This window comes from uncultured Roseobacter sp., from assembly GCF_947492555.1.
GTDB lineage: Bacteria > Pseudomonadota > Alphaproteobacteria > Rhodobacterales > Rhodobacteraceae > Roseobacter.
The window spans coordinates 530,692-554,925 of the sequence record NZ_CANLNE010000002.1 but is presented as its reverse complement, the minus strand read 5'-3'; the positions used below and the strand labels follow the sequence as shown (position 1 = coordinate 554,925).

Annotated in this window: 20 protein-coding genes; 12 read left to right on the top strand and 8 right to left on the bottom strand. The window is 61.8% G+C overall.

All coding sequences use genetic code 11. The features are described from left to right. Positions 1–26: 26 nt before the first annotated feature. The 3 genes from ilvD (at position 27) to Q1A07_RS09730 (ending at position 3,111) form a co-directional block, all read left to right on the top strand. Positions 27–1,790, top strand: coding sequence for a dihydroxy-acid dehydratase (ilvD, locus tag Q1A07_RS09740; RefSeq protein WP_299780184.1), 1,764 nt, complete (start codon positions 27–29; stop codon positions 1,788–1,790). Between the two features lie 164 nt (positions 1,791–1,954). Continuing rightward, a complete protein-coding gene (locus tag Q1A07_RS09735) occupies positions 1,955–2,728 on the top strand; it encodes a DUF6478 family protein (RefSeq protein ID WP_299781398.1) in 774 nt (257 codons plus the stop codon). An 11-nt stretch (positions 2,729–2,739) separates the two neighbouring features. Further along, the gene (locus Q1A07_RS09730) at positions 2,740–3,111 is read left to right on the top strand and encodes a hypothetical protein (RefSeq protein WP_299780183.1); all 372 of its coding nucleotides are present in this window, start codon (positions 2,740–2,742) and stop codon (positions 3,109–3,111) included. A 56-nt stretch (positions 3,112–3,167) separates the two neighbouring features. Here the strand turns inward: Q1A07_RS09730 and Q1A07_RS09725 are convergent, their stop codons facing one another. The 4 genes from Q1A07_RS09725 to Q1A07_RS09710 all read right to left on the bottom strand — a co-directional run bounded on the left by Q1A07_RS09725 (position 3,168) and on the right by Q1A07_RS09710 (position 7,570). Further along, positions 3,168–4,502 (bottom strand): S41 family peptidase, encoded by a 1,335-nt coding sequence (locus Q1A07_RS09725; RefSeq protein WP_299780181.1) that lies wholly within the window; start codon positions 4,500–4,502, stop codon positions 3,168–3,170. A gap of 6 nt (positions 4,503–4,508) precedes the next feature. Beyond that, the gene (locus Q1A07_RS09720; RefSeq protein WP_299780179.1) at positions 4,509–5,639 is read right to left on the bottom strand and encodes a peptidase M23; all 1,131 of its coding nucleotides are present in this window, start codon (positions 5,637–5,639) and stop codon (positions 4,509–4,511) included. Then, positions 5,636–7,153 carry a 2,3-bisphosphoglycerate-independent phosphoglycerate mutase gene (gene gpmI / locus Q1A07_RS09715; RefSeq protein ID WP_299780177.1) on the bottom strand — a complete coding sequence of 506 codons (1,518 nt, stop codon included), beginning with the start codon at positions 7,151–7,153 and terminating at the stop codon, positions 5,636–5,638. Before gpmI ends, Q1A07_RS09720 begins: the two co-directional genes overlap by 4 nt. Positions 7,154–7,264: 111 nt before the next feature. Next, a complete protein-coding gene (locus tag Q1A07_RS09710; protein ID WP_299780175.1) occupies positions 7,265–7,570 on the bottom strand; it encodes a hypothetical protein in 306 nt (101 codons plus the stop codon). A gap of 346 nt (positions 7,571–7,916) precedes the next feature. On the opposite strand from Q1A07_RS09710, the gene Q1A07_RS09705 reads away from it, so the two are divergent. Then, a complete protein-coding gene (locus Q1A07_RS09705; RefSeq protein WP_299780173.1) occupies positions 7,917–8,351 on the top strand; it encodes a helix-turn-helix transcriptional regulator in 435 nt (144 codons plus the stop codon). Here Q1A07_RS09705 and Q1A07_RS09700 read toward each other — a convergent pair. Next, on the bottom strand, positions 8,348–11,272 hold the full coding sequence (locus Q1A07_RS09700) for an error-prone DNA polymerase (RefSeq protein ID WP_299780171.1): 2,925 nt from the start codon (positions 11,270–11,272) through the stop codon (positions 8,348–8,350). The two genes, Q1A07_RS09705 and Q1A07_RS09700, sit on opposite strands and share 4 nt — an antisense overlap. Positions 11,273–11,319: 47 nt before the next feature. On the opposite strand from Q1A07_RS09700, the gene Q1A07_RS09695 reads away from it, so the two are divergent. The 4 genes from Q1A07_RS09695 to polA all read left to right on the top strand — a co-directional run bounded on the left by Q1A07_RS09695 (position 11,320) and on the right by polA (position 15,521). Then, entirely contained in the window at positions 11,320–11,871 is a 552-nt protein-coding gene (locus tag Q1A07_RS09695; protein ID WP_366944066.1) for a DUF1203 domain-containing protein, read from the top strand. A gap of 80 nt (positions 11,872–11,951) precedes the next feature. After that, positions 11,952–12,128, top strand: a complete 177-nt coding sequence (locus tag Q1A07_RS09690) for a zinc-finger domain-containing protein (protein ID WP_299781394.1) — start codon at positions 11,952–11,954, stop codon at positions 12,126–12,128. A gap of 19 nt (positions 12,129–12,147) precedes the next feature. Continuing rightward, a complete protein-coding gene (locus tag Q1A07_RS09685; protein ID WP_299780169.1) occupies positions 12,148–12,642 on the top strand; it encodes a hypothetical protein in 495 nt (164 codons plus the stop codon). Positions 12,643–12,725: 83 nt separating this feature from the next. Further along, complete coding sequence (polA, locus tag Q1A07_RS09680) at positions 12,726–15,521, top strand: DNA polymerase I (RefSeq protein ID WP_299780167.1); 2,796 nt, start codon at positions 12,726–12,728, stop codon at positions 15,519–15,521. A 138-nt stretch (positions 15,522–15,659) separates the two neighbouring features. Here the strand turns inward: polA and Q1A07_RS09675 are convergent, their stop codons facing one another. The 3 genes from Q1A07_RS09675 to Q1A07_RS09665 all read right to left on the bottom strand — a co-directional run bounded on the left by Q1A07_RS09675 (position 15,660) and on the right by Q1A07_RS09665 (position 17,371). Continuing rightward, a complete protein-coding gene (locus Q1A07_RS09675; RefSeq protein ID WP_299780165.1) occupies positions 15,660–15,902 on the bottom strand; it encodes a DUF2798 domain-containing protein in 243 nt (80 codons plus the stop codon). A 78-nt stretch (positions 15,903–15,980) separates the two neighbouring features. Next, positions 15,981–16,724 carry a TIM barrel protein gene (locus tag Q1A07_RS09670; protein WP_299780163.1) on the bottom strand — a complete coding sequence of 248 codons (744 nt, stop codon included), beginning with the start codon at positions 16,722–16,724 and terminating at the stop codon, positions 15,981–15,983. Between the two features lie 71 nt (positions 16,725–16,795). Further along, complete coding sequence (locus Q1A07_RS09665; RefSeq protein WP_299780161.1) at positions 16,796–17,371, bottom strand: DUF1285 domain-containing protein; 576 nt, start codon at positions 17,369–17,371, stop codon at positions 16,796–16,798. A gap of 69 nt (positions 17,372–17,440) precedes the next feature. Here Q1A07_RS09665 and Q1A07_RS09660 point away from each other — a divergent pair, with 69 nt between their 5' ends. From Q1A07_RS09660 to Q1A07_RS09645, 4 genes are read left to right on the top strand one after another with little or no spacing between them, the layout of a single operon-like run. Further along, entirely contained in the window at positions 17,441–18,448 is a 1,008-nt protein-coding gene (locus Q1A07_RS09660; protein WP_299780159.1) for a MoxR family ATPase, read from the top strand. Next, positions 18,445–19,350: a DUF58 domain-containing protein gene (locus tag Q1A07_RS09655; RefSeq protein ID WP_299780157.1), complete on the top strand. Its 906-nt coding sequence runs from the start codon at positions 18,445–18,447 to the stop codon at positions 19,348–19,350. Before Q1A07_RS09660 ends, Q1A07_RS09655 begins: the two co-directional genes overlap by 4 nt. Continuing rightward, a complete protein-coding gene (locus Q1A07_RS09650) occupies positions 19,347–22,124 on the top strand; it encodes a DUF4159 domain-containing protein (RefSeq protein WP_299780155.1) in 2,778 nt (925 codons plus the stop codon). Before Q1A07_RS09655 ends, Q1A07_RS09650 begins: the two co-directional genes overlap by 4 nt. Then, entirely contained in the window at positions 22,121–24,163 is a 2,043-nt protein-coding gene (locus Q1A07_RS09645; protein ID WP_299780153.1) for a hypothetical protein, read from the top strand. The genes Q1A07_RS09650 and Q1A07_RS09645 overlap by 4 nt, the downstream gene beginning before the upstream one ends. The last annotated feature ends 71 nt before the right edge of the window (positions 24,164–24,234 follow it).

Sequence of the window (24,234 nt, the reverse complement as noted above, 5' to 3'; positions counted from 1 at the left end):
GGAGTTTTTTGAAGGGGAGACAGCCCATGACCAGCCAGCGTTTTGACAAATCAAGACTGCCCAGCCGCCACGTGACCGAAGGACCCGCGCGCGCACCGCACCGGTCCTACTACTACGCGATGGGCATGACGGACGCCGAAATTCACCAGCCTTTGGTTGGCGTGGCGACTTGCTGGAACGAGGCCGCGCCCTGCAACATCGCGCTGAACCGTCAGGCGCAAGCGGTGAAAATGGGCGTGAAACGCGAATATGGCACCCCGCGCGAATTCACCACAATCACCGTGACTGACGGCATCGCCATGGGGCATGAGGGCATGCGCTCGTCGCTCGCGTCACGCGAGGCGATTGCCGACACGGTGGAGCTGACGATGCGGGGCCACTGCTATGACGCCATTGTCGGACTGGCGGGCTGTGACAAATCCCTACCCGGCATGATGATGGCGATGATCCGTCTGAACGTGCCGTCGGTTTTTCTCTATGGCGGGTCGATCCTGCCGGGCCGCGCGCCGACCGGCGCTGCAATTCCCGAAGACTTTGCCAACCGCGACCTGACCGTACAGGACATGTTCGAAGCGGTGGGCCGCCAGCAAAGTGGCAGCCTGACGGAGGCCGAGCTTGAAGTCCTGGAACGCGTAGCCTGCCCCTCGGCCGGGGCCTGTGGCGGCCAGTTCACCGCCAATACGATGGCCTGCGTGTCAGAGGCCATTGGCCTTGCGCTGCCAAACTCCGCCGGGGCCCCCGCGCCCTATGAAAGCCGCGACGCCTATGCCGAAGCCTCCGGTGCAGCGGTCATGAACCTGATCGAAAAGAACATCCGCGCACGGGATATCGTGACCCGCAAGTCGTTGGAAAACGCCGCGCGCATCGTCGCCTGCACGGGCGGCTCGACCAACGCAGGGCTGCACCTGCCCGCGATGGCCCATGAGGCCGGGATCGACTTCTTCCTCGAAGACGTCTGCGAGATTTTCCGCGACACGCCCTATTTCGTCGATCTGAAACCCGGCGGCCAATACGTGGCCAAGGATCTCTATGAGGCAGGCGGTGTGCCGGTCGTGATGAAAGAGCTGCGCAAGGCAGGACTGATCCACGAGGATTGCATCACCGCCACCGGCTATTCCATCGGCGAGGAAATCGACAAGGTCTCGCTGGAGGCCGATGGCCGCGTGATCTACCCGGTCGAAACGCCGCTGTCGAAAACCGGCGGTGTCGTGGGTCTCAAGGGCAACCTCGCCCCGGAAGGCGCCATCGTGAAAATCGCGGGTATGGAACCGCAGCACCTGCTGTTCACCGGCCCGGCGCGCGTCTTTGAATGCGAACAGGATGCCTTCGAGGCCGTGCAGAAGCGCACCTATGAGGAAGGCGACGTCTTCGTGATCCGCAACGAAGGCCCGTCCGGTGGCCCCGGTATGCGTGAAATGCTGGCGACCACCGCAGCCCTCTCCGGTCAGGGCATGGGCAAGAAGGTGGCGCTGATCACCGACGGGCGTTTTTCAGGCGCGACACGCGGGTTCTGCGTAGGCCACGTGGGGCCCGAAGCGGCCCATGGCGGCCCTATTGCCCTGCTGAAAGATGGCGACATGATCACGCTGAACGCCACCGAAGGCACCATTTCGGTGGACGTTTCCGACGATGAAATGGCTGAGCGCAAGGCGCAGTGGACAGGCCCTCGCCCAACAATCTACGGGGCCGGCGCTTTGTGGAAATACGCCAAACTGGTCGGCCCGACCTACCTGGGGGCGGTAACGCACCCCGGCGCCAAGGAAGAAGGCCACGACTACATGGAGCTGTGATCCCACTGACTCTTGCGCCGATTTGAGGCGCAGGGGTCAAGACTCTTCGCAGAATGCAACAATTGCAAAAAAATCCACGTATTGTCCCGATTTCGTGGTTTATAAAAGCGCAACCGTTTCGTTAGATAAGGATGGGCAGAGACAGCAGGGGCAACCACACAACCATGGGCAAAGGCGGAGACACGTTCTGGGACACTGCGATCTATCGCCGTGCGTTGCAACGCTGGGCGCTTTCGGCCCGTGAAGCGCGTACCGCGAAGCTGAGCATTCTACGCAAGCAACGCACCCGCGCCCGGCTGTTGCGTACCCATCTTGATCGATTGATCCACACGGCAGAGGAAAGACTGGCCCTGCCGGTCGTCGGATCCAACAGCTTTCCCAAACCCCACAATGCCGATTGGGCATGGCGACCCGAACTCTGGCGGGGGCCGCTGCCGATCCCGGGCCTGTCATCTGTGCAGAACAAGTCAATGCTTGGCGATGAAGTAACTCTCTTTCACGACTGCGGTCGCTCCGAGATCACGCTGCGGCAAGTCCGAAATACACGGCAGGAGGACCTGGCCCCCTATGGCCTGCGCATTGACGTCTTTCGGTTTGACGGCTCCTTCCTGTCGGCGGTCGTCGACCTGCCCGAGGGGGCCGTTGAAGGGCTCAAACGTACCCACATACTGCGCGTCAGCAGCATCATCGAAATGGAAAAACCCATCGAAATTTTCGTGCGGCTGAACATACGCCACGGGCCAAATACCGAACAGATGGTGCGCGAGCTGCATATAGATGGCAAGGACGTCGAAATGGAATTCGACCTCGCCTACTGCAATCTGAACGAAAAGCGGATTGAGAAAGCGTGGGTCGATTTCATTTTCGAAGGGCCGGAAATGAATCAGGTTACCCTGCGCGACCTGACCTTTTCACGCCGCCAGCGCGCGCAAGTCTAGGAGCGGAATGGATGAATCAGCTGGTCGTCACCAAAACCAGGCTTCAGAGCGGCATCTGGGAGGGACTTGTCACCGGTTCCGGCGATACGCCGCCCGTCCTGAGTGTGACGCATCTGGAAAATCCGTTGCCGGACGTGACCCTGACCGATGCCAAGGACGCCGGGGGGTGGCTGCTGCAAATTCCGGTACCCGTGGAAGCGATCGCCGATGGGATTCAGACAATTCTGATCACCGACACCGAAACCGGCGCCCGCCTCAACAGTTTTACCCTGATTGCCGGTGAAGCCTTGGGTGATGATTTGCGCGCGGAGGTCGACCTGTTACGCGCGGAGCTTGATATGCTCAAACGCGCTTTCAGGCGGCATTGCATCGAAACTGCATAAGAAAAACCCCACCAGTCGAACTGGCGGGGTTTTCCGATTACCTTGGGATGCGCAGATTACTCTACGGGCACCAGCGCGTTGAGACCTTTGAGAATATCGATGGCATAGGCCAGTTGATAATCCTCTTCCCGCAGGGCCGCAGCGGCTTCGGCTTTTGCACGATCCGCCTCGATCTGCTTGATCTCGTCTTCGGACAGGCTGTCATTGTTCAAGCTGCCGCGCAGGTCGGCTTCGGACCGCAGGCTACGGGGGGTGTCCTCGTCTTCCTCCGCTTCTGGTCTGTTGCGCGGCTGCTCGACAACGATGTCGGGTGACACGCCAAGGGCTTGGATCGAGCGACCAGACGGCGTGTAATAGCGCGCAGTCGTCAGGCGCATCGCACCTTCGCCCCGTAGTGGCATGACAGTTTGCACAGATCCTTTACCGAAACTCTTGGTCCCCACCACGATTGCGCGGCGATGATCCTGCAAGGCCCCTGCGACGATTTCCGAAGCCGAGGCCGAGCCGCCGTTGATCAGCACCACAATCGGTTTGCCCTCGGCAAGATCGCCTTCGGTGGCATTATAGCGATCACCATCTTGAAGTTCGCGACCGCGCGTGCTGACGATTTCACCTTCGTTCAGGAACGCATCCGACACCCGGATCGCCTGTGTCAGCAAGCCGCCGGGGTTATTGCGTAAATCCACGACGATGCCATTGATCTTGTCGATCCCGCCCGCATCTTCGATCTGGTCTTTCAGTCCTGCTTCGAGGTTCGTGTAGGTCTGATCGTTGAAGGTCGTGACCCGCAAGACAACCGTATCGCCCTGGGTCCGGGTGCGTACCGCCGTCAGCTTGATCGTGTCGCGGATGATTGAGACATCGAACGGTTCGGTTTCGCCTTCCCGCACAATGGTAATCAGAATTTCCGACCCAACGGGTCCACGCATCATCTCGACAGCCTCATCAAGTGTCAGGCCCAATACGGAATCTCCGTTGACGTGGGTGATGAAATCGCCTGCTTCCACCCCTGCCTCGTCGGCGGGTGTCCCGTCGATGGGCGAGACGACTTTCACGAAGCCCTCTTCCTGCGTAACCTCGATACCGAGGCCGCCGAATTCACCGCGGGTCTGCACACGCATCGCCGCCGCATCGTCGGGCGAGAGATAGCTGGAGTGCGGGTCGAGCGAGGTCAGCATTCCGTCAATTGCGGCTTCAATCAACTCACCGGCCTCGACCTCTTCGACATATTGCGCGCGGATGCGTTCAAAAATGTCTCCAAAGAGATCCAGCTGTTCATACACGTTGCTGGACTTTGCTGTCTCCTGCGCCAACAGAGGACCTACAACCTGTGTCGTTGCGATGATGCCTGCGAGCGTGCCGCCCACTGCTGCCATGGCAAACTTTTTCATTTTTCTCTATCCATCCTTATCGGTTCGGAACCAGAGGCTCGGGTCCTCGGCTGCGTTCTGATGTCTCACTTCTATATAGAGCGTTTCTGACCGCTCTGCGCCAGTGTCATCACCATCTGTTGACAATTGGCGCCGGTTTTCAGCCGCAGCGTCGCCCATAAGCCCCAAAGGAGCCCCTGCGTCAATGACCTCTCCGGCGGTACCGTAAACAACATCCAAACCGGCAAGCACAAAAAGCACCTCGGCCTGTGGCTCCAGAATCACCACCTGCCCAAGGTCGAGCAGCGGCCCGGTGTAGCGGATCGTGGCGGCCACCGGGCTGGTCACAATCGCCTCCGGACGCGTGGCCAGAATGATTCCCGGACGGGAGATTCCTGCGGCATCGGCCTCGCCCGCACCATGCAGCACGATGCCCTGAACCGGCAGGGGCAGATCACCCTTGTTGCCTGCCAATGTCACCGGTGCGACCTGCGTTTCATCCACGGCGACCCGCGCCAACCCTCTGGCAAAACTCTCCAGCGTCTCCGCCGAAGCAATGAGGATCGCTTCGCGAACCGGGTCCTGAGTGAACCTTTTGGGAAGCTCGGTGCGTTCGGCAATTGCCTGATTCAGGGACGTCCGCGCAGATTGAACTTCGTTGAGCCCCTTCAACAGCTCTCCAGCTGCATCCGTCTGCATGGCACGCAGGATTTGAAGATCTTCCAGATCACGGCGCAGGTTGCTCGCCCGGGCATTCAGCGCAGGTGTCATCTCGGCCAGCAACATCCCCGACCGTGCCGTGCCCGTTGGTCCGCCGGGATGCAAAAACGCAACCGGGGACTGCTGCGCCCCGATCCGCTGCAAGACGGCAAGCAAGGTGGCAATCTCTTCATTCCGGGCCTGCAATTGAGCGGTCAGTTGCGCCTCACGCACCGCAGCCTGACGCAAGCCACTGCGCAGCGCCCCAAGCCCTTCCTCGAACGCCTGAATGGTCTGCGTGAGCGCGCGGACACGGTCACGGGCAGACTGCGCTGCCTCTAACTGCGCCGAAGCTGCCTGCAACATGGCCATCGCGGCACGGGCGCGATCAGCATTGTCCTGCTGCGCGGATACCGTCACGGGCCAGCAAAGAGCAATGATCAGCGCGGCCCATTTCATGTCAGCAAACAACGGCCTGTCATTTCCGGCGGCGGCGCGATGCCCATCAGGTGCAGCACGGTTGGTGCAAGATCGGCAAGCCGCCCCCCGGACAATTCGGCACCCTCGGGCGCGCCCACCACCGCCACCGGCACCGGGTTCAGCGTGTGCGCCGTGTGGAGACCCCCGGTTTCGGGATCAATCATCACATCGCAATTGCCGTGATCGGCAGTGACGATCATCGCACCGCCCACGGCCTCCAGTGCCTCAAGCGCCTGACCCAACCCCTGATCCACCGCTTCACAGGCCGTGATCGCCGCTTCGAGATCACCGGTATGGCCGACCATATCGGGGTTGGCGTAGTTCACGACGATCAGGTCGTAGCCGTCTTTGATGGCGCCCACCAATCCGGCCGTGACCTCGCCCGCCGACATCTCCGGCTGCAGATCATATGTCGCCACATCAGGCGATTTCGGCATCTTGCGGTCTTCGCCGTCAAAAGACACCTCTTCGCCACCGTTCAGAAAGAAGGTCACATGCGGATACTTCTCCGTCTCGGCGAGGCGGAACTGCCGCAGACCCATCTGCGCCACCCAATCACCCAGCGTGTTCACGATCTCGGGCTTGGGATACATCACCGACATGTATGCCGAATGCGCCTCTGAATACTGCGCCATGCCCATCAGCGCCGCCCAGTTTGGGCGATCACCGGTGGCAAAGGCATCGAAATCCGGCGCGCCGATGGCGGCCATGATCTCCCGCGCCCGGTCGGCCCGGAAGTTCAGGCAAAAGACCGCATCGCCGTTCTGCGCCCCGGCGTATCCGTCGAGCACGGTGGGCTCGATGAACTCATCCGTTTCCTCTCGGGCATAGGCCGCCGAAACCGCAGTCTGGGCATCAGCAGCTTTCGCGCCGTCACCTTTTACAATCGCGGCAAAGGCCTTTGATACACGGCCCCAGCGATTGTCGCGGTCCATGGCGTAGTAGCGCCCGGTCACGGTCGCAATCCGAACCCGCTCCGGCAGCGCGGCCTGCAATGTTTCAAAGAAGGCAGCGGCGGATTTTGGGCTCACGTCCCGCCCATCGGTCAGTGCATGAATGACAACGGGCACATCGGCCGCATCCAGCGCCCTGGCCGCAGCAATCATGTGGTTGAGATGACCGTGCACCCCACCATCCGAGACGACGCCAATCAGATGCGCCGTCCCGCCGGTGCCATGCAATCGGGTGATAAAAGTCCTGAGCCGGGTATTTTCGGCAAAAGTGCCTTCCTCGATGGCCAGATCAATCTGGCCGAGGTCCATCGCCACGACGCGCCCGGCCCCGATGTTGGTATGCCCCACCTCGGAATTGCCCATCTGGCCCTTTGGCAGACCCACATCCGGACCAAAGGTTGTCAGCGTCGCATGCGGACAGGTCGCCATGATGCGGTCCATCGTCGGCGTATTGGCGAGCAGCGGCGCATTGCCTTCGCGCCTGTCACTGATGCCCCACCCATCCAGAATGCATAAGACAACAGGTTTGGGCGCGCTCATCGGGGTCTGTTCCTCAATTTGTTGCGCGCCTTTTACCCGCTGCGGCGCAAAGGGGGAACAGCTTTTGTCTTACCCTTGCGTTTTCACACACCGTCGAGGCAGGATAAACGATCAAAGCGATGTCAAATGGTCATCATCATTCCGGTCATCGGAAGTTTTCGACCAAGCAGTATTAATGCTATCGCTGTCTTGTTCTTCATCCAGACTTTCTTTCTCACTGGTGCGCGCACCGCGGAATGCATCATAGATGATACTGATTGCAAGCGCGCCCAGGATAAGTGCAGAGGTCTGAACAAATGAACTCTGGTTAAGCGGCAGAGCAGATTTGAGCCCAGGGAACATCTCTTGCACTGCGGCCAAAAGCGTTGCAGTTGCGGCGCCGACAGCAAGTGCGGCGATTTGCGAGTTTTTAGGCATGATTGCGCCTTTCTTGGCAGCGTGCCCATCCGCATTTCCGCGTAGTAAGAGAATATGCTACGGTCAGGCACTGGTTAGATCCAGGTGGTCCGGTGATGAGATTTTGCAGTTGATTTTCCGGACCATGCCACCATACACGAATTTGCGCACACCCCCTATAGATATGTTAATTTGACGCAAAATGATTATTTTTGAAATCCTCATCACCATCACTAGTGTCAGTTTTAGCGCATATATCCATATTTTGATTTATAATTGGTAGAAATTACATGGCTCATTTGATATCAATCACTTCAAAAAGCCGCAATTGGCTGATACTTGAGCAGAAATGAGCAGGAGTGATTCGATGGCACCAGCATCCGAAATGGATATGCCCAGGCACATAGCTTTCGCCCAACGCAAACAAGAAGCCAACATGAGCGCTGCCGAGCTGTGTAGACGCGCTGATTTGAGCGCAAACACCTTGAAGCACTATATCTCCGGGAAAAAGGTGCGTGAAACGACGGTTCAGGCGCTGCACGAAGCCTTGGAACAATACATCGCAGAGCAGGACGCTGTGAAATCGGGCTTTAGCGATGGTATCCACGAGCTTCCAAGTAACGGGCGAAAAGACCCGAGTTGGCACGAAGACCACGCGCTTGTGTCTCTTGCGCGGGCCTACGAGCATTTAAACCAGGCGATCGAGCAACGCATCGAGAACAAATTGCCGACCGATGAGACCTTCCTGAGAAGGCTGAAGCTTGAATTGCGGCGTTTCGAAGCCTTTCTAAAACCGATTTAGGACTGCTTTCCAGTTACGTCAGCTTGCACGCCCTGCTCCGGTGTCAGCCGCTGGCGCAGCAGGGCCAGTGGATGTGCCTTGAGCGTCAGACGCGTCGCTACATAATCCTCGACCACCTCTTCCCCCAATGTCATTTCGGGCAACAGGGCCACGGGTTCATTGATCACCTCACCATCCAGATCGCTGGCAAAAAGCGGCAAGGTCCCGCCCGGCACAAGCGCCTTGGCCTCCCAAAGCGCCTCACGCCGTGCCAGCCCGATGTTCGCAAAGACATCTGCCTCCGCCAGCCGCACGATCTGTGAGGGGTCCAGCCCTGCGCGCCGCCAGACATCCTGCACGGAGCGATAGCCGTTGCCGCGCGCCGCCGTCAGCCATTCCGCGTCCTCTTCACTCACCCCTTTGATCTGGCGAAACCCCAGCCTCAGCGTCAGCCCACCCTGCCCGTCAGGTTCTATCGTGTTGTCCCAGAAGCTGGCGTTGACACAGACGGGGCGCACCTCCACGCCATGTTCGCGGGCATCGCGGACGATCTGCGCGGGCGCGTAGAACCCCATGGGTTGGGAATTCAGCAAGGCGCAGGCGAAAATCCCCGGATGGTGGCATTTGATCCAGCTTGAGGCGTAGACCAGCAGCGCAAAGCTGGCGGCATGGCTTTCGGGAAACCCGTAGGATCCGAAGCCTTCGATCTGGGAAAAACACCGTTCGGCAAAGTCGTCCTCATAGCCGTTGCGTTTCATCCCGCGCAGAAACAGGCTGCGGAATTCGCTGACATTGCCGTGTTTCTTGAAGGTCGCCAGCGAGCGGCGGAGGCGATCTGCCTGATCGGGAGTAAAGCCCGCGCCAACGATGGCAATCTGCATCGCCTGCTCCTGAAAAAGTGGCACGCCCAGCGTTTTTCCCAACACCTCGCCCAGCGCGTCCGATGGGAAAGAGACCACCTCCTCGCCGTTCCTGCGTCGGATGAAGGGGTGCACCATATCACCCTGAATGGGACCGGGTCGGATAATCGCCACCTCGATCACCAGATCGTAGAATTTGCGTGGTTTCATCCGCGGCAGGAAATTCATCTGCGCGCGGCTTTCCACCTGAAAGACGCCAATGCTGTCGGCCTTGCAGAGCATGTCATAGACGTGCGGATCCTCGGGGGGCAGGGTGGCCAGCGTGTAAGCAGCGTTGTGATGCATCTGAAGCAGATCGAACGCCTTGCGGATGCAGGTGAGCATGCCCAGAGACAGCACGTCGACCTTGAGAATGCCCAAGGCCTCGATGTCATCCTTGTCCCAGCAGATGACCGTGCGGCCTTCCATCGTGGCATTCTCGATGGGTACCAGCTCGTCAAGCCGCCCTGCGGTGATCACGAACCCCCCCACGTGCTGGGAAAGATGCCGGGGGAAACCGTTGATTTCATAAACCAGTTCCAGAGTCTGCTGCAGGCGGCGGTCGCGCGCATCCAGTCCAATTTCCGCCATGCGTTCGGCCTCGATCCCCTTGGTGGAGAAAAACCCCCAAAGCTGCGAGGAGAGCGCCGAGATGGTGTCCTCGGTCAGCCCCATGGCACGGCCCACTTCGCGGATCGCGCGTTTGCCACGGTAATGCACGACCGTTGCGCAAATGCCCGCGCGTTCCCGCCCGTAGCGTTCGTAGATATGCTGGATCACCTCTTCGCGACGTTCATGTTCGAAATCCACGTCGATATCCGGCGGCTCGTCGCGGGCCTCGGAGACGAAACGTTCGAACACCATTGTGCCGATTTCCGGGCTGACGGAGGTGATGCCCATGCAGAAACACACCACGGAATTGGCCGCCGACCCGCGCCCCTGACAGAGGATGTCGCGGGACCGGGCAAAGGCAACGATATCGCGGACCGTCAGAAAATAGGGCTCGTATTTCAGCTTGGCGATCAGCGTCAGCTCGTGTTCGAGCAGCTTGTGCACCTTTTCCGGCGCACCCTGAGGATAGCGCCAGTCGAGACCCTCATAGGCCAGACGGCGCAGGCGTTCGGACGGGGTTTCGGTTTCAGTGCCTTCCGACGGGTATTCGTAGCGCAGTTCATCCAGCGAAAACGTCAGGCTCTGCGACAGGGCATAGGCGCGATCGACCGCCTCTTCGAACCCTGCGAAGAGACGCCGCATCTCTGCCTCGGAGCGCAGACGCGCCTCGCTGTTGGGCAGCGCGTCACTGCCAAGCGTATCCACCCGGCAGCCGGAGCGGATGGCCGTGACCACATCCGCCAGCTTGCGCCGGGCGCCGTGGTGCATCAGCGGCGCGGCGCTGGCCAGGGTTGGTATGCCCAGGGCTGCCGCCTGATCCGTAAGGCCCGCGAAATGATCAGCATCGCGGCCATCGTATTGGGGCACGAGACCGATGTGGAGTTTTCCGGCAAAGCGGCGCGTCAGCCTGTGCGCTGTTTGCACCCATCCATCCGCGCCGCCCGGTGAGTTTTGCGTTTGTGGCCAGAGGATCATCTGCAGCCCTGCCCCCCCTTTCAGAAGGTCCGCAAGCTGCAGGTCGCAGGCGCCTTTTTCCGCAGCCAATCGACCCTTGGACAACAACCGGCACAGAACACCCCAGCCCGCCCGGCTTTCGGGCAGCACTGTCACCGGACAGGCATCGGTAAAGACCAGTCGGGCCGCCGGGATCAATCGGGGCCGGACAGAAAGGATGTTTTCCGACTGGCTCAGGCCTTTTGGTGCAGGCGGTCCCATGACTCCATGCGCGGCTTCCCAAGCCTCACGCTCCTGCAGTTGCCGCGTGATGTCGCGGGCCTGCGCATGTGCCCGCACGATCCCGGCCACCGAATTCTCATCTGCAATGGCAATCGCGGGCAGACCCAGAGCAGCCGCGCGGGACATGTATTCCTCGGGATGGGACGCCCCTTTGAGGAAGGAGAAATTCGAGGTGATATTGAGTTCGGCAAACATGGCAGAGCCACAGTGTATTCACCTTTTGTTCCTATTTGGAGTCCCTTTTGAAAGCGCATCATTCGGATCGATTCAAGCCATCTCTTCATGGCACACCCGTCGCAGCAAATACGGGAAAAAGGATACTGGAAATGCCTAATTTCATTGCCTTAGAGACGGATATGGTCCGCACTCTTCAAAACGGCGGTCTTGACGTTAATGGTCAAAAGCCCCAGCGCAAAATCTCCACGGGTGCTGGCAACCCCTGCCGGCACTGCCTCAAAGACGTGCCTGAGGGAGAAGAGATGCTGATTCTTGCGCACCGCCCTTTTGACAGGGTGCATGCCTATGCCGAAACAGGGCCAATTTTTCTGTGTGCCAAGCCCTGCGCGCGGGGTGGCAATTCGGTCGATCTGCCCACAATCCTGACGACATCGCCAGACTACCTGGTGAAAGGCTATTCCGCAGATGAACAGATCGTCTATGGCACGGGCGAAGTCGTTGCGACGGAGCATATCCAGGCCAAGGTTGCGGATGTCTTCAACAACCCAGAGGTCGCGTTTATTCACGTCCGGTCTGCACGCAACAACTGCTATCAGGCCCGAATTGATCGTGATTGACGCACGCAAGTGCGGATGGGCTTGCCCCACGCCACGGCTTTGGCCATAACGGCACGGCAAAGCCAGAGGACGTCTTTTCCATGCAGCAGCCGCCCGAAACCAAGATCGTTGAGAGTTTCCGCATCGCCTGTGACGGCGGCGAGGGTGCCTTGGGCCACCCGCGAGTCTGGTTGCAGATTCCCAAGGATGTCGGCTGGGTGGAATGTGGGTATTGCGACTGCAAATACGTGCATAAGGATTCTGCAGACAAGGTCTGAGATCCGCCTCAATCTTGCCATGCTGAGCCGTTATGACGGTGTGATGATCGGAGGGCATGACATGTCAGAGACAGCCATACGCAGTGCACCATTTTCCTGTGCAGCCATTGGGCTTGGCGCATCAGCATTGTTTCTTGCGTTGTTGATTGTCTATGCAGGCCCCTTCACGGCTCAGCCGGATGTCGGCACGACAATCGGTGAGATTGCAGGAAACATGCGGGCTGCAGCACAACGCGCGGTGCAAGGCCTGCCCCAGCCCGAAGCGACCGTGGTTCAGCCCGCCTGGGATATCGATCGCATCCTCATGACCGCCGCGCCGTCGATTGGCGTTCTGGGTCTTCTGATGGCGATTACTGGTTTTATCCGCAAGGAGCCCAAACGCGCGGCAGCCTGTGGCCTCGCCATCAGCACCGGTGCAATCCTCGTTCAGGTCCTGCTGATCGCGGTGCTGATCATCGCCGGTGTCATGCTGTTGATCGGGATCATGCAGAATATGGACTCCATTCTCGGCTGATCCCGGGCACAACCCGATCCGGTTCTGGACTTCGGCCCGCGTGCACGCCATGAACGGTACATCGCGACATGGGGGCTGGACGTATGGCATTTGGCAAGGGGCATCATCTTCATCTGATCGACGGATCGGCTTTCATCTTTCGGGCCTATCACGCGCTGCCGCCGCTGACGCGCAAATCCGACGGGCTGCCCATCGGGGCGGTCTCGGGCTTTTGCAACATGCTGCAGCGCTATGTAGAGACGAATACGGGTGACGATGCGCCCACCCATGTCGCCGTGATTTTCGACAAGGGCAGCCATACCTTCCGCAACGAGATGTATGATCAATACAAGGCCAACCGCGAAGCGATGCCCGAAGACCTGCGCCCACAGATCCCCCTGACACGCCGCGCCACGGTCGCCTTCAACATCGCCTGCGAGGAGAAGGAAGGCTATGAGGCCGACGACATCATCGCCACGCTGGCGGTGCAGGCGCGCAAGCTGGGCGGGCGCTGCACCATCATCAGCTCTGACAAGGACCTGATGCAGCTGGTGGGCGACGGCGTGGAGATGCTGGACGCGATGAAAAACAAGCGCATCGACCGCGATGGGGTATTCGAGAAATTCGGCGTCTACCCCGACCGCGTGGTGGACGTGCAGGCGCTGGCCGGGGACAGCGTCGACAACGTGCCCGGCGCACCCGGCATCGGCGTCAAGACCGCCGCCCTGCTGATCAACGAATACGGCGACCTCGACGCGCTTTTAGAGCGTGCCGAAGAGATCAAGCAACCCAAGCGCCGCCAGACCCTGATCGATCATGCAGAGCAGATCAGGCTCAGCCGCAAGCTGGTGTTGCTGGATGAGAACACACCGCTCGATTTCACGCTCGACGATCTGGAGGTACGCACGCCCGACCCGGACCAGCTGATGCCGTTCCTGGCGGAAATGGAGTTCCGCACCCTCACCAAGCGCATCGCTGAGAAGCTGGATGTCGAGCCGCCGGAGATCGACGACACGCCGGCCTCCGCTCCGGAAGCACCTGAGATCGAAGAGGTGCCGTTTGACCGTGCGGGCTATTCCAAGGTGGGCACCGCCGAGGAGCTGCAGGCCTGGATCGACCAGATTTACGAGCGCGGCTACGTGGCCGTTGACACAGAAACCACCGGCCTGAACGAGATGACTGCCGATCTGGTCGGCATCTCGCTCTGCGTCGAGCCCGGGCAGGCCTGCTATGTGCCCCTCATCCACAAAAAAAGCAGCAGCGACGATCTCTTTGGCTCCGACGATCTGGCCGACGGGCAGATGGGTGTGGATGAGGCATTGAAGATGCTGAAACCGATGCTGGAGGACCCCTCGATCCTCAAGATCGGGCAGAACATGAAATACGATCTGAAAATCTTCGCCCGGCACGACATCGCGCTCGCGCCCCTCGACGACACGATGCTGATGTCTTACGCGATGCACGGTGGGCTGCACAATCACGGCATGGACACGCTGTCCGACCGTTATCTGAACCACACGCCGATCCCGATCAAACCGCTCTTGGGCTCCGGCAAATCCGCGATCACCTTCGACAAGGTACCGCTGGAGGATGCGGTGCCCTATGCCGCCGAAGACGCGGACATCACCCTGCGGCTCTGGCAGCAGTTCAAACCCTCGCTGCACCGCACCCAGGTCACCCGCGTCTATGAGACCCTCGAACGGCCCCTGGTGCCGGTGTTGGCGCAGATGGAACGCACGGGCATCAAGGTGGACCGCGACACGCTCAGCCGGATGTCCAACGCGTTCAGCCAGAGCATGGCGGGGCTGGAGGCGGAAATCCACGAGCTGGCCGGGCGGTCGTTCAACGTCGGCTCCCCCAAACAGTTGGGCGAAATCCTCTTTGATGAAATGTCGCTACCCGGTGGCAAGAAGGGCAAGACCGGTGCCTACGCCACCGGCGCGGATGTGCTCGAAGACCTCGCGACCGAGCACGAACTGCCCGCCCGCGTGCTGGACTGGCGGCAGCTCAGCAAGCTGAAATCGACCTATACGGACGCTCTACAGGACCACATCAACGCCGAAACCGGCCGCGTGCACACGTCCTATTCCATCGCCGGGGCGTCCACCGGACGGCTCGCCTCAACCGACCCGAATCTGCAGAATATCCCGATCCGCACCGAGGAAGGCCGCCGCATCCGCGAGGCCTTTGTCGCTGAGGAGGGCAAGACACTCGTCGCCCTCGACTACAGCCAGATCGAGCTGCGCATCCTCGCCCATATCGCCGATATCGAAGCACTGAAAGAGGCGTTCAAACGCGGCGACGATATCCACGCGATGACCGCCTCCGAGATGTTCGACGTGCCGATGGACGAGATGACGCCCGAAATCCGCCGCCGCGCCAAGGCGATCAACTTCGGTGTGATCTACGGCATTTCGGGCTTTGGTCTGGCCCGCAACCTGCGCATCCCGCGCGGCGAGGCGCAGGAGTTCATCAACCGCTATTTCGAACGCTTCCCCGGCATTCGCACCTATATGGACGACACCAAGGCTTTCGCGAAAGAGCACGGCTATGTGCAGACACTCTTTGGCCGCCGAATCCACACGCCCAACATCGGCGCCAAGGGCCCGCACGCGGGCTTTGCGGCCCGCGCAGCCATCAACGCACCCATTCAGGGGACAGCCGCCGACGTGATCCGCCGGGCGATGGTGCGCATGCCCGCCGCCATCGAACAGCTACCGGCCAAGATGCTGCTGCAGGTGCATGACGAACTGCTCTTCGAGGTGGAAGAGGGCGCCGAAGACGACCTGATCCAAGCGGCCCGGGACATCATGGAAGCGGCCTGCGACCCGGTGGTGAAACTCGACGTGCAGCTCAGCGTCGATGCGGGACAAGGCGCCAACTGGGCCGTCGCACACTAAGGCTGAAATCCTCACACACCGCGGGCCGCTGTCCCGCCCGGCGGGCACCGCCGGGCAGCGCCCGCCCCCCTTCGATGGGGGGAAGGGCGCTCCCTCAGCTCCAGATACCCGCGGTGCAGAGTTTCAGAGCGTCCGCACTTAAATCTGCGTTTGCGTGTCCTGCCGGACCAACCGCGCCACAAGGCGGCGCGTGATGGGCGCCACAACCAGAACCGTGGGGAAGGCCACCGCCCAGCTGGGCAGCCAATTGCTCATCCACAAACCAATGAAACCATCGATCCAGCCCACGGTGCGGACCGTGGCAATGCCCGAGACGATGAAGGACATCAGCCCCGACAGGATCAGGCCAAAAAGAACATGTTGGTAGCGGGCTGGGATCATCAGGCTCTCCATTGCAGGCCGCCCGACCATAAAACTATCCCCATCCTTTGACACGTGCAGCCACGCACAGACGGCCCGCTACCAGCGCAGCCTGTCGAGATTGTGCCGATGCACCTCCGGCGCCGCCGTAGGATCACTGCCGACCCCCACCCATCCGTCATAGGCGATGTCCATCAGGCCCGTCGAAAGCGCCTCCAGGTCGGCGGGCCGTCCCGGCGCGTCCGAAATCTGTACCTGCCGGATCAGCCTGGCATGGGTTTCCAGCACCTCGACCGGATCACCATGCATCATCTCGGCCTCGTAGCTGTCGAACTGCAGGCCCACATTCGGCGCATCAACCTCGCTCAGGATCTCAGCCGCGAGGTCATAGCTGTTCAGAAAGGAGCCGGGCAGGTCGCCCGCATTGGCCGGGCTGATGGTGAGCAGCAGGCCTTCCGGTGCGGCCTCCGCCGCTGCTTTCAGGTTCTGGATCAGAGTCTGCCGCGCCGCGTCTCCTTCGGCCACGCCGGGCAAAAGCTGCAGCACCGGCGTACGCAGCGCCCCGCAATAGCGTATCGCTCGCCGCAGATCATACTTAAACCGGTCCGCCGCCTCTGGCGCGGCGGCAAATCCACGCGCACCGCCTGTGTAGTTTGGAGGCGGTGCCGCCATCAGCACCATCGAAAGCCCCGCGCGCAGCAAGGCGCGCTGCGTCTCTTTTGCGGGCATTTCATACGGGAAAAGCACCTCGACCCCATCAAATCCCGCCTCCGCCGCCACCTCGAAACGGTCGAGATAAGGCAGGTCAGGCCAGAGCGCGCTCAGGTTGGCAGCAAACTTCATGTGGTGATCCGGTGTCAGCTTTCAGGCGCGACCGTAGAACGCCGCCCGCGACACCGCAAACCGCTTTCGCCTCACGGCAATTCCGCGCTTGGAATGATCGGGAAGAAGGTGCCTTTCGACCACACCCCGAACCAATCGTCGTGATGCACGCCAAGATCCACCAGCCGGTAAAAGCTCTTGCGATCAATCAGCGCTTCAAGCTCGGCACGTATGCGAATGTAAGGCGATGGCTCACCGGTCTCCGGGTCACGCACCACCCGGATGGGCAGATCCGCGCTTGCCACTGCCTTATCCTCCACCTGGGTCTCAAAGGTCAGCGCCTGATCCTCGCCCACGCCACTGGCCTCGAAATCCACCGCCACGAAAGGCGCATCATCCACGGTGATCCCCACCTTCTCCACCGGGGTCACGAGGAAGTATTTCTCCCCTTCCTTCTTGAGAATCGATGAAAAGAGTTTCACCAATCCCGGCCGCCCAATCGGCGTGCCCTGATAAAACCACGTCCCGTCCCGCGCAATGCGCATGTCCAGATCACCGCAAAACGGCGGATTCCAGAGATGCACGGGCGGCAATCCGCGTGTTTTTGCAGCAGTTAACGATGCCGCAAGACTTTCTGCCGACGGTGTCACGGTTTTTTGTCCACTCATTGCTTTTGCCATTTCCCATGCGCACGTTAGAGTTACATTCAAGCATATAATTCTTTGGAGCACGTTGTCATGAGTGAAGCAGAAGACATGGTCGCGGAGATCGAAGCACTTGGCACGCGGCTGGGCGAGGCCAAGGCGTCAATCACCAAGCGCTTCATCGGGCAGGAGCGCGTGGTGGAGTTGACGCTTGCGGCATTGCTGTGCGGCGGGCATGGGCTTCTGATCGGTCTGCCGGGCCTCGGCAAGACACGGCTCGTTGAAACGCTGTCGACCGTGATGGGTCTGCACGGCAACCGCGTTCAATTCACGCCCGACCTGATGCCGGCGGATATTCTGGGCTCGGAGGTGTTGGATACCGCGGCCGATGGCTCCCGCGCCTTCCGGTTCATCCAGGGGCCGATTTTCTGCCAGTTGCTGATGGCAGATGAGATCAACCGCGCCTCGCCCCGGACACAATCGGCGCTGTTGCAGGCGATGCAGGAGAAAACAGTCACGGTGGCAGGCGAAAACCGCACCCTGGGCGTGCCTTTCCACGTGCTGGCCACGCAGAACCCGATTGAACAGGAAGGCACCTATCCGCTGCCCGAAGCACAGCTGGACCGTTTTCTCGTACAGATCGATGTGGCCTATCCGGATCGCGATACCGAACGCGATATCCTGCTGGCCACCACCGGCGATGCCGAGGAAGAATCGACCGAGGTCTTTACAGCCGCGCAGCTTCTGGAGGCGCAGCAGTTGCTGCGGCGGATGCCGGTCGGCGAAAGCGTGGTCGAGATGATCCTCGATCTTGTCCGCGCCTTCCGCCCCGAGGAAGAGGGTGCCTCGCAGCAGGTCCGGGAGACGGTTGCCTGGGGGCCGGGCCCTCGTGCGGCGCAGGCGCTGATGCTGACGGTGCGGGCCCGTGCGCTGCTGCAGGGTCGTCTGGCGCCGTCCGCTGAGGATGTGCTCGACATGGCACGCCCGGTGCTCAGCCACCGAATGGCGCTGAACTTCGCGGCACGAGCACGGGGAGATAGCCTCGCGGGTCTGATCGACAGGACCGCTGCGGAACTGGCCGGGACGCAGGCCGCCGCGTGACCTCAACAACGCCCCTTCCCTACGCGACGCAGTCAACCACGTTGCGCGCCGCAGCCGAGACGCAGGCGGCAACCCTGCCGGCCCTTTTGGCACGTGCGGAGCATCTGGCAGGGGCCGTGCTGCTGGGTGATCACGGGCGCAGGCGTGCCGGGATGGGCGATGATTTCTGGCAATACCGTCCAGCGCAAAGCGGGGACAGCCGACGGTTGATCGACCACCGCCGTTCAGCTCGGGGCGACACGGAATTCGTGCGCGAACGCGAGTGGCAGATTGCCCAATCGGTGATGCTCTGGATCGACCAGGGTGCCTCCATGCGCTTTGCCAGCACCGATGATCTGCCCCTAAAAACCGACCGCGCCCGACTGCTGGGCCTCGCCTGTGCGATCCTGCTGGTGCGCGGCGGCGAACGTGTGGGGCTGACCGGCACCACACTACCCCCGCGCCGCGGCAATACCCAGATCCTGCGGCTGGCCGAAGCCTTCACCACGGATGCGGTCGAAGACTATGCCCCACCCGAGCACCGCGCGATGATCCCGTCGGCGCGGGCGCTCTTCATCTCTGATTTCATGGGCGATGTGGAAGAGGTCAAACTGGCGCTCACCAAAGCCGCCGACCGGGGCGTCCGGGGTGTTCTGCTGCACGTGCTCGACCGCTCCGAAGAGGCTTTTCCCTTTCGAGGACGCACCATCTTTGAGAGCGTGGGCGGCAGCCTGCGCCACGAAACCCTGAAAGCGAACGACCTGAGGGATCGCTATCTGGACCGGCTGGCCGCCCGCAAAGAGGAGCTGCAAAAGCTCTGCGCGCTCACCAGCTGGCAATACGGTCTGCACCACACCGATGCCTCGGCGCAATCGGCGCTGCTGTGGCTCTACCGGGCGCTGGACACGGGGGGCATTCGATGACGGTTCTGGGTGGCATCGGCTTTACCGCGCCCTGGCTCTTGCTGGCGCTATTGGTCCTGCCCATCCTCTGGCTGATCCTGCGGGCCGTCCCGCCTGCGCCCATTCGGCAACGGTTTCCGGGCGTGGCACTCCTGCTAGGTCTCAAGGACGATGAAACCGTCTCCGACCGGACGCCGTGGTGGCTCCTGCTGCTGCGCATGCTGGCGGTCGCCGCCATCATTCTGGGCCTCGCCGGACCGGTCCTGAACCCGAACGAAGATCAGGCGCAGGGCAGCGGGCCCTTGCTGATCGTGCTGGATGGCAGCTGGGCCGGGGCAACACGCTGGAGCGAGCAGGAAGAGGCCATAGCCGCCCAGCTGACCCGTGCCAGCCGCGCCGGGCGCACGGTTGCCTTCCTCGATATGGCGCGCCCGCAGCCGCCCGTGTTCCAGACGGCGGATGTCTGGCGCAGCCGCCTGCCGGGCTTCCGGCCAGCCCCATGGCAGCCGGATGCGGCGCGGACCGCCCTCGCCCTGTCCTTTGCCGCAGAGACGGACGGCTTTGACACGCTGTGGTTCAGCGATGGGCTCGACTATCCGGGGCGCGACAGGGCACTTGCCGCCTTTGAGGCAGAGGGAAGTGTTGAGGTTTATCAGACAGCGGCGAATGTGGTGGCCATGGCACCAGCAGGCTTTGAGGATGGCGCAGTTCAGCTGACGGCACTTCGCGCGGCGCCGGGGCCGGAGCGTGAAGTTGTCGTGCAGGCGCAGGGACGTGATCCGGCAGGCAATGCCAGCATCCTCGCCACGGCCACAGCCACCTTTGGTGACGGCGAAACCACGACCTCCACCGCGCTGTCGCTGCCGTCAGAGCTGCGCGCGCGCATCACCCGGTTCGATCTGCAGGGACAAAGGTCCGCCGGCGCCACGACACTGGCCGACGATGGGCTGCGCCGCCGCGAGGTGGCCCTGATCGCGGGTCGGGAAGGCCGCGAAGGGCTGGAGCTGCTGTCCCCGCTGCACTACATCGAACAGGCCCTCGCCCCGAATGCGGATCTGATCCATGGCGCGCTCAGCGATGTGCTGCCTGCCAACCCGGATGTGATCGTTTTGGCCGATGTGGCCACGCTGTCGCCGTCGGAGACTGAGGGCCTCGGCACGTGGATTGATCAGGGCGGCATGCTGGTCCGCTTTGCCGGGCCGCGCGTGGCCGCGAGCGACGTGAGCCGTATTGACGAGGATCCGATGATGCCGGTGCGGTTGCGCACGGGCGGGCGCACGGTTGGCGGTGCCATGAGCTGGGGCGCACCCAAGGCGCTGGCCCCCTTTCGCGAGGCCTCTCCCTTCTTCGGGTTGAGCATTCCCGACGATGTGCAGATCACCAGCCAGGTCATGGCCCAGCCCGATCCGACACTGGCCGAACGCGTGATCGCCGAGCTGACCGATGGCACCCCGCTGGTGACGCGGAAAGCCCGTGAACAGGGTCAGATTGTGCTTTTCCACATCACGGCCACGGCAGATTGGTCCACGCTGCCGCTCTCCGGCCTTTTCGTGCAGATGCTGGAACGCCTGGCGATCTCCAGCTCCTCCTCGCGCCCGGACGCAACACAGCTGGAGGGCACGACCTGGACGCCGGAACAGGTAATGGACGGGTTCGGCACCCTGCGCGACGCCGGCAACCTGCCCGGCGTTCCCGGCGCGGACCTGATGACGGCCCCGCCCGGTCCGGACATGCAGCCGGGCATCTACACCTCGGGAGACCGTCACCTTGCGCGCAACGTGATTGAGGCGGAGAGCACCCTGACCCCCGTCACATGGCCCGCGCGCATTCCCGTCAGGGGCTTTGCCGTGCCACCGGAACAACCGGTAGCCGGGTGGCTTTTGAGTCTGGCGATCCTGCTGCTGCTGGCCGATGTCGTGGCATCGCTGTCTCTGTCCGGCAGGCTGCTGGGCCGCGTAAACCGTGCTGCAATGGTCGCGGTGATGGCCGCGCTGCCGATGGGACTGCCGCAGAACACTCACGCACAGACCACCGACGAGGACGTCTTTGCGCTGAACGCCACCGCAGAGCTGGCGCTGTCCTACGTGCTGACCGGCAACCGTACGATTGACGAAATGTCAGATGCCGGGCTGCGCGGCCTCTCGGACACATTGTTCTTCCGCACCTCGGTAGAGCCCGCAGCCCCGGTGGGCGTGGATCTTGAGATGGATGAACTGGCGTTTTTCCCCGTACTCTACTGGCCAATCACGCCGGATCAGCCCCGCCCCTCTGCCGAAGCCTATGGCAAGCTCAACGAATACCTGCGGTCGGGTGGCCTGATCCTCTTTGACACCCGCGATGCGGACGTGGCGCGGTTCGGCGCGGCAAGTCCCAACGGGCGCAAACTGCAAGACCTTGCCGCCCCACTGGATATTCCGCCGCTGGAACCTTTGCCGGTCGATCACGTGCTGACCCGCACTTTTTACCTTCTGCAGGATTTCCCCGGTCGGCACAGCAGTCGGGATGTCTGGGTCGAAGCGGCCCCGCCTGATGCCGAGCAGGTCGAAGGTATGCCCTTCCGCAATCTCAACGATGGCGTCACGCCGGTGGTCATCGGCGGCAATGACTGGGCCTCTGCCTGGGCGGTTGGCACGTCAGGCGCACCGCTTGTGCCCATCGGTCGCGGCTTCACCGGCGAACGGCAGCGCGAACTGGCCTTTCGGTTCGGTGTCAATCTGGTGATGCATGTGCTCACCGGGAACTACAAATCCGATCAGGTACACGTGCCTGCACTACTCGACAGGTTGGGCCAATGACGGGCAGCATCATCTTTGACCCGCTGATCCCATGGTCATTGCTGGTCATGGTGGGCGTGATCGCCCTGATCAGCGTGATGCTCGCCGCTGTGCGCGGGTTGAACGGGTGGGCGCTGCGTGCGCTGGCCGCTGCGGTGGTTCTGGCCGCATTGACGGGCCCGTCTTATCAGGTCGAGGATCGCGCGCCTCTCACTGATATCGTGATGCTGGTGGAAGACGAAAGCGCCAGCCAGAAACTCTCGGACCGGCCGGCACAGGCAAAATCTGCGGCGGATGCACTCGCCGCACGCATCGCCGCACGCCCGAATACCGAAGTCCGCCGCGTCACCGTACCGGATGGTGAAGGGGACGCGGGCACCCAGTTGATGACGACGCTCTCTGCGGCACTGGCCGAAGAACCCCGCGCGCGTATCGCCGGTATCCTCGCCTTCAGCGACGGCCAGGTGCATGACGCCGAGCTGCCACTTGATCTGCCCGCCCCGATGCACCTTCTGATGACCGGGAAATCCACCGACTGGGACCGTCGTCTCGAGATCCGCAATGCCCCCGCCTTTGCGATCATCGGCGAGCCTGTGACCCTGACGCTCAGGGTCGAAGACATGGGGGCCGCCCCCCAGGGCTCCGGCATGGCGCCGTTGGAGATTTCCGTCGATGGGGAAACCCCGCAAAGCTATCAGGTGCCTCTGGGGCAGGACATCGAACTGCCGATCACCCTGCCGCACGGGGGGCGCAACGTCATCCAGTTCACCGTTCCCGAAGCCGACGGAGAACTGACCGACCGCAACAACACCGCGCTTGTGCAGATCAACGGCGTGCGCGACCGGCTGCGTGTCCTGCTGGTCTCGGGCGAGCCACATCCCGGCGGGCGCACCTGGCGCAACCTGTTGAAGTCAGACAGTTCCGTCGATCTGGTGCATTTCACCATTCTGCGCCCCCCTGAAAAGCAGGATGGCGTGCCGGTGAGTGAACTCAGCCTGATCGCTTTCCCCACGCGGGAGCTTTTCCTCGAAAAGATCGATGACTTCGACCTGATCATCTTTGACCGCTACAAACGGCGTGGGATTCTGCCCGCGCTCTACCTCGACAACGTGGCCAACTACATTCAGCAAGGTGGCGCGGTGCTGGTAGCGGCAGGCGCCGATTTTGCAGGCGCGGACAGCATCTACCGCTCTCCCCTGGGTGCGGTTTTGCCAGCCCAGCCCACCGCGCGGGTGCTCGAAGAACCCTATCGGCCGATTGTAACCGATCTGGGCAAGCGTCATCCGGTCACAACCGGATTACCGGGCGGGGGCGACTGGGGCCGCTGGCTGCGTCAGATCGACGTGGCCCAACCACGGGGTAACACGGTGATGTCCGGCGTTGATGAACGCCCCCTGCTCATTCTCGACCGGGTCGGCGAAGGGCGTGTGGCCCTGCTGGCCTCCGATCATGCGTGGCTCTGGAATCGTGGATATGAAGGCGGTGGCCCGCAACTGGAACTGCTGCGCCGGCTTGCCCACTGGATGATGAAAGAGCCGGAACTGGAAGAGGAATCGCTGACCGCCGAGGCAACGGGCCAGACCATGCGGATCAAGCGACGCACCCTGTCCGACAGTGTGCCGCCCGTGACCTTGACCGACCCGTCAGGCAATACCGCCGAGCTGAACCTGACAGAGACCAGCCCCGGTGTTTTCGAAGGTGTTTTCGAGGGCCCGGAAATCGGGCTTTATCGCTTGGCCAACGGCGATCAGAACGCGGTCATCGGCCTCGGCCCTGCGGCCCCGCGTGAGTTTGAGCAGACCATTGCCACGTCGGACATTCTCACGCCGGTGATCTCTGGCCTGCGTGGTGGTGCCATTGCTCTGGAACATGGGTTGCCGAGGCTGCGCAATGTGCGTATTGGCCGCCCTGCCGCCGGGCGTGGGTGGATTGGCCTGACCCCACGGGATGCCTTTGAGACGCGGGACGTGCGGCAAACCAACCTGCTGCCGGGGTGGCTGGTGCTGCTCTTGTCAGCTGCCCTGCTGATCGGCGCGTGGTTGCGCGAAGGCCGCCGTTAACACATTGCGCTCTTTTTCCGGGATTTCTTCGGCATTGGGCGCGTTTCCAGTGTCCTGTGACCTCCGGTTAA

Excerpts from the sequence above, each read along its gene's own strand:
- Q1A07_RS09730 (WP_299780183.1), top strand. The coding sequence starts at position 2,740 with ATGAATCAGCTGGTCGTCACCAAAACCAGGCTTCAGAGCGGCATCTGG.
- polA (WP_299780167.1), top strand. The coding sequence starts at position 12,726 with ATGGCATTTGGCAAGGGGCATCATCTTCATCTGATCGACGGATCGGCT.
- Q1A07_RS09675 (WP_299780165.1), bottom strand. The coding sequence starts at position 15,902 with ATGATCCCAGCCCGCTACCAACATGTTCTTTTTGGCCTGATCCTGTCG.
- Q1A07_RS09710 (WP_299780175.1), bottom strand. The coding sequence starts at position 7,570 with ATGCCTAAAAACTCGCAAATCGCCGCACTTGCTGTCGGCGCCGCAACT.
- Q1A07_RS09670 (WP_299780163.1), bottom strand. The coding sequence starts at position 16,724 with ATGAAGTTTGCTGCCAACCTGAGCGCGCTCTGGCCTGACCTGCCTTAT.
- Q1A07_RS09690 (WP_299781394.1), top strand. The coding sequence starts at position 11,952 with ATGCAGCAGCCGCCCGAAACCAAGATCGTTGAGAGTTTCCGCATCGCC.
- Q1A07_RS09650 (WP_299780155.1), top strand. The coding sequence starts at position 19,347 with ATGACGGTTCTGGGTGGCATCGGCTTTACCGCGCCCTGGCTCTTGCTG.
- Q1A07_RS09720 (WP_299780179.1), bottom strand. The coding sequence starts at position 5,639 with ATGAAATGGGCCGCGCTGATCATTGCTCTTTGCTGGCCCGTGACGGTA.
- Q1A07_RS09700 (WP_299780171.1), bottom strand. The coding sequence starts at position 11,272 with ATGTTTGCCGAACTCAATATCACCTCGAATTTCTCCTTCCTCAAAGGG.
- ilvD (WP_299780184.1), top strand. The coding sequence starts at position 27 with ATGACCAGCCAGCGTTTTGACAAATCAAGACTGCCCAGCCGCCACGTG.
- Q1A07_RS09645 (WP_299780153.1), top strand. The coding sequence starts at position 22,121 with ATGACGGGCAGCATCATCTTTGACCCGCTGATCCCATGGTCATTGCTG.
- Q1A07_RS09725 (WP_299780181.1), bottom strand. The coding sequence starts at position 4,502 with ATGAAAAAGTTTGCCATGGCAGCAGTGGGCGGCACGCTCGCAGGCATC.
- Q1A07_RS09685 (WP_299780169.1), top strand. The coding sequence starts at position 12,148 with ATGCTGAGCCGTTATGACGGTGTGATGATCGGAGGGCATGACATGTCA.
- Q1A07_RS09735 (WP_299781398.1), top strand. The coding sequence starts at position 1,955 with ATGGGCAAAGGCGGAGACACGTTCTGGGACACTGCGATCTATCGCCGT.
- gpmI (WP_299780177.1), bottom strand. The coding sequence starts at position 7,153 with ATGAGCGCGCCCAAACCTGTTGTCTTATGCATTCTGGATGGGTGGGGC.
- Q1A07_RS09660 (WP_299780159.1), top strand. The coding sequence starts at position 17,441 with ATGAGTGAAGCAGAAGACATGGTCGCGGAGATCGAAGCACTTGGCACG.
- Q1A07_RS09665 (WP_299780161.1), bottom strand. The coding sequence starts at position 17,371 with ATGAGTGGACAAAAAACCGTGACACCGTCGGCAGAAAGTCTTGCGGCA.
- Q1A07_RS09705 (WP_299780173.1), top strand. The coding sequence starts at position 7,917 with ATGGCACCAGCATCCGAAATGGATATGCCCAGGCACATAGCTTTCGCC.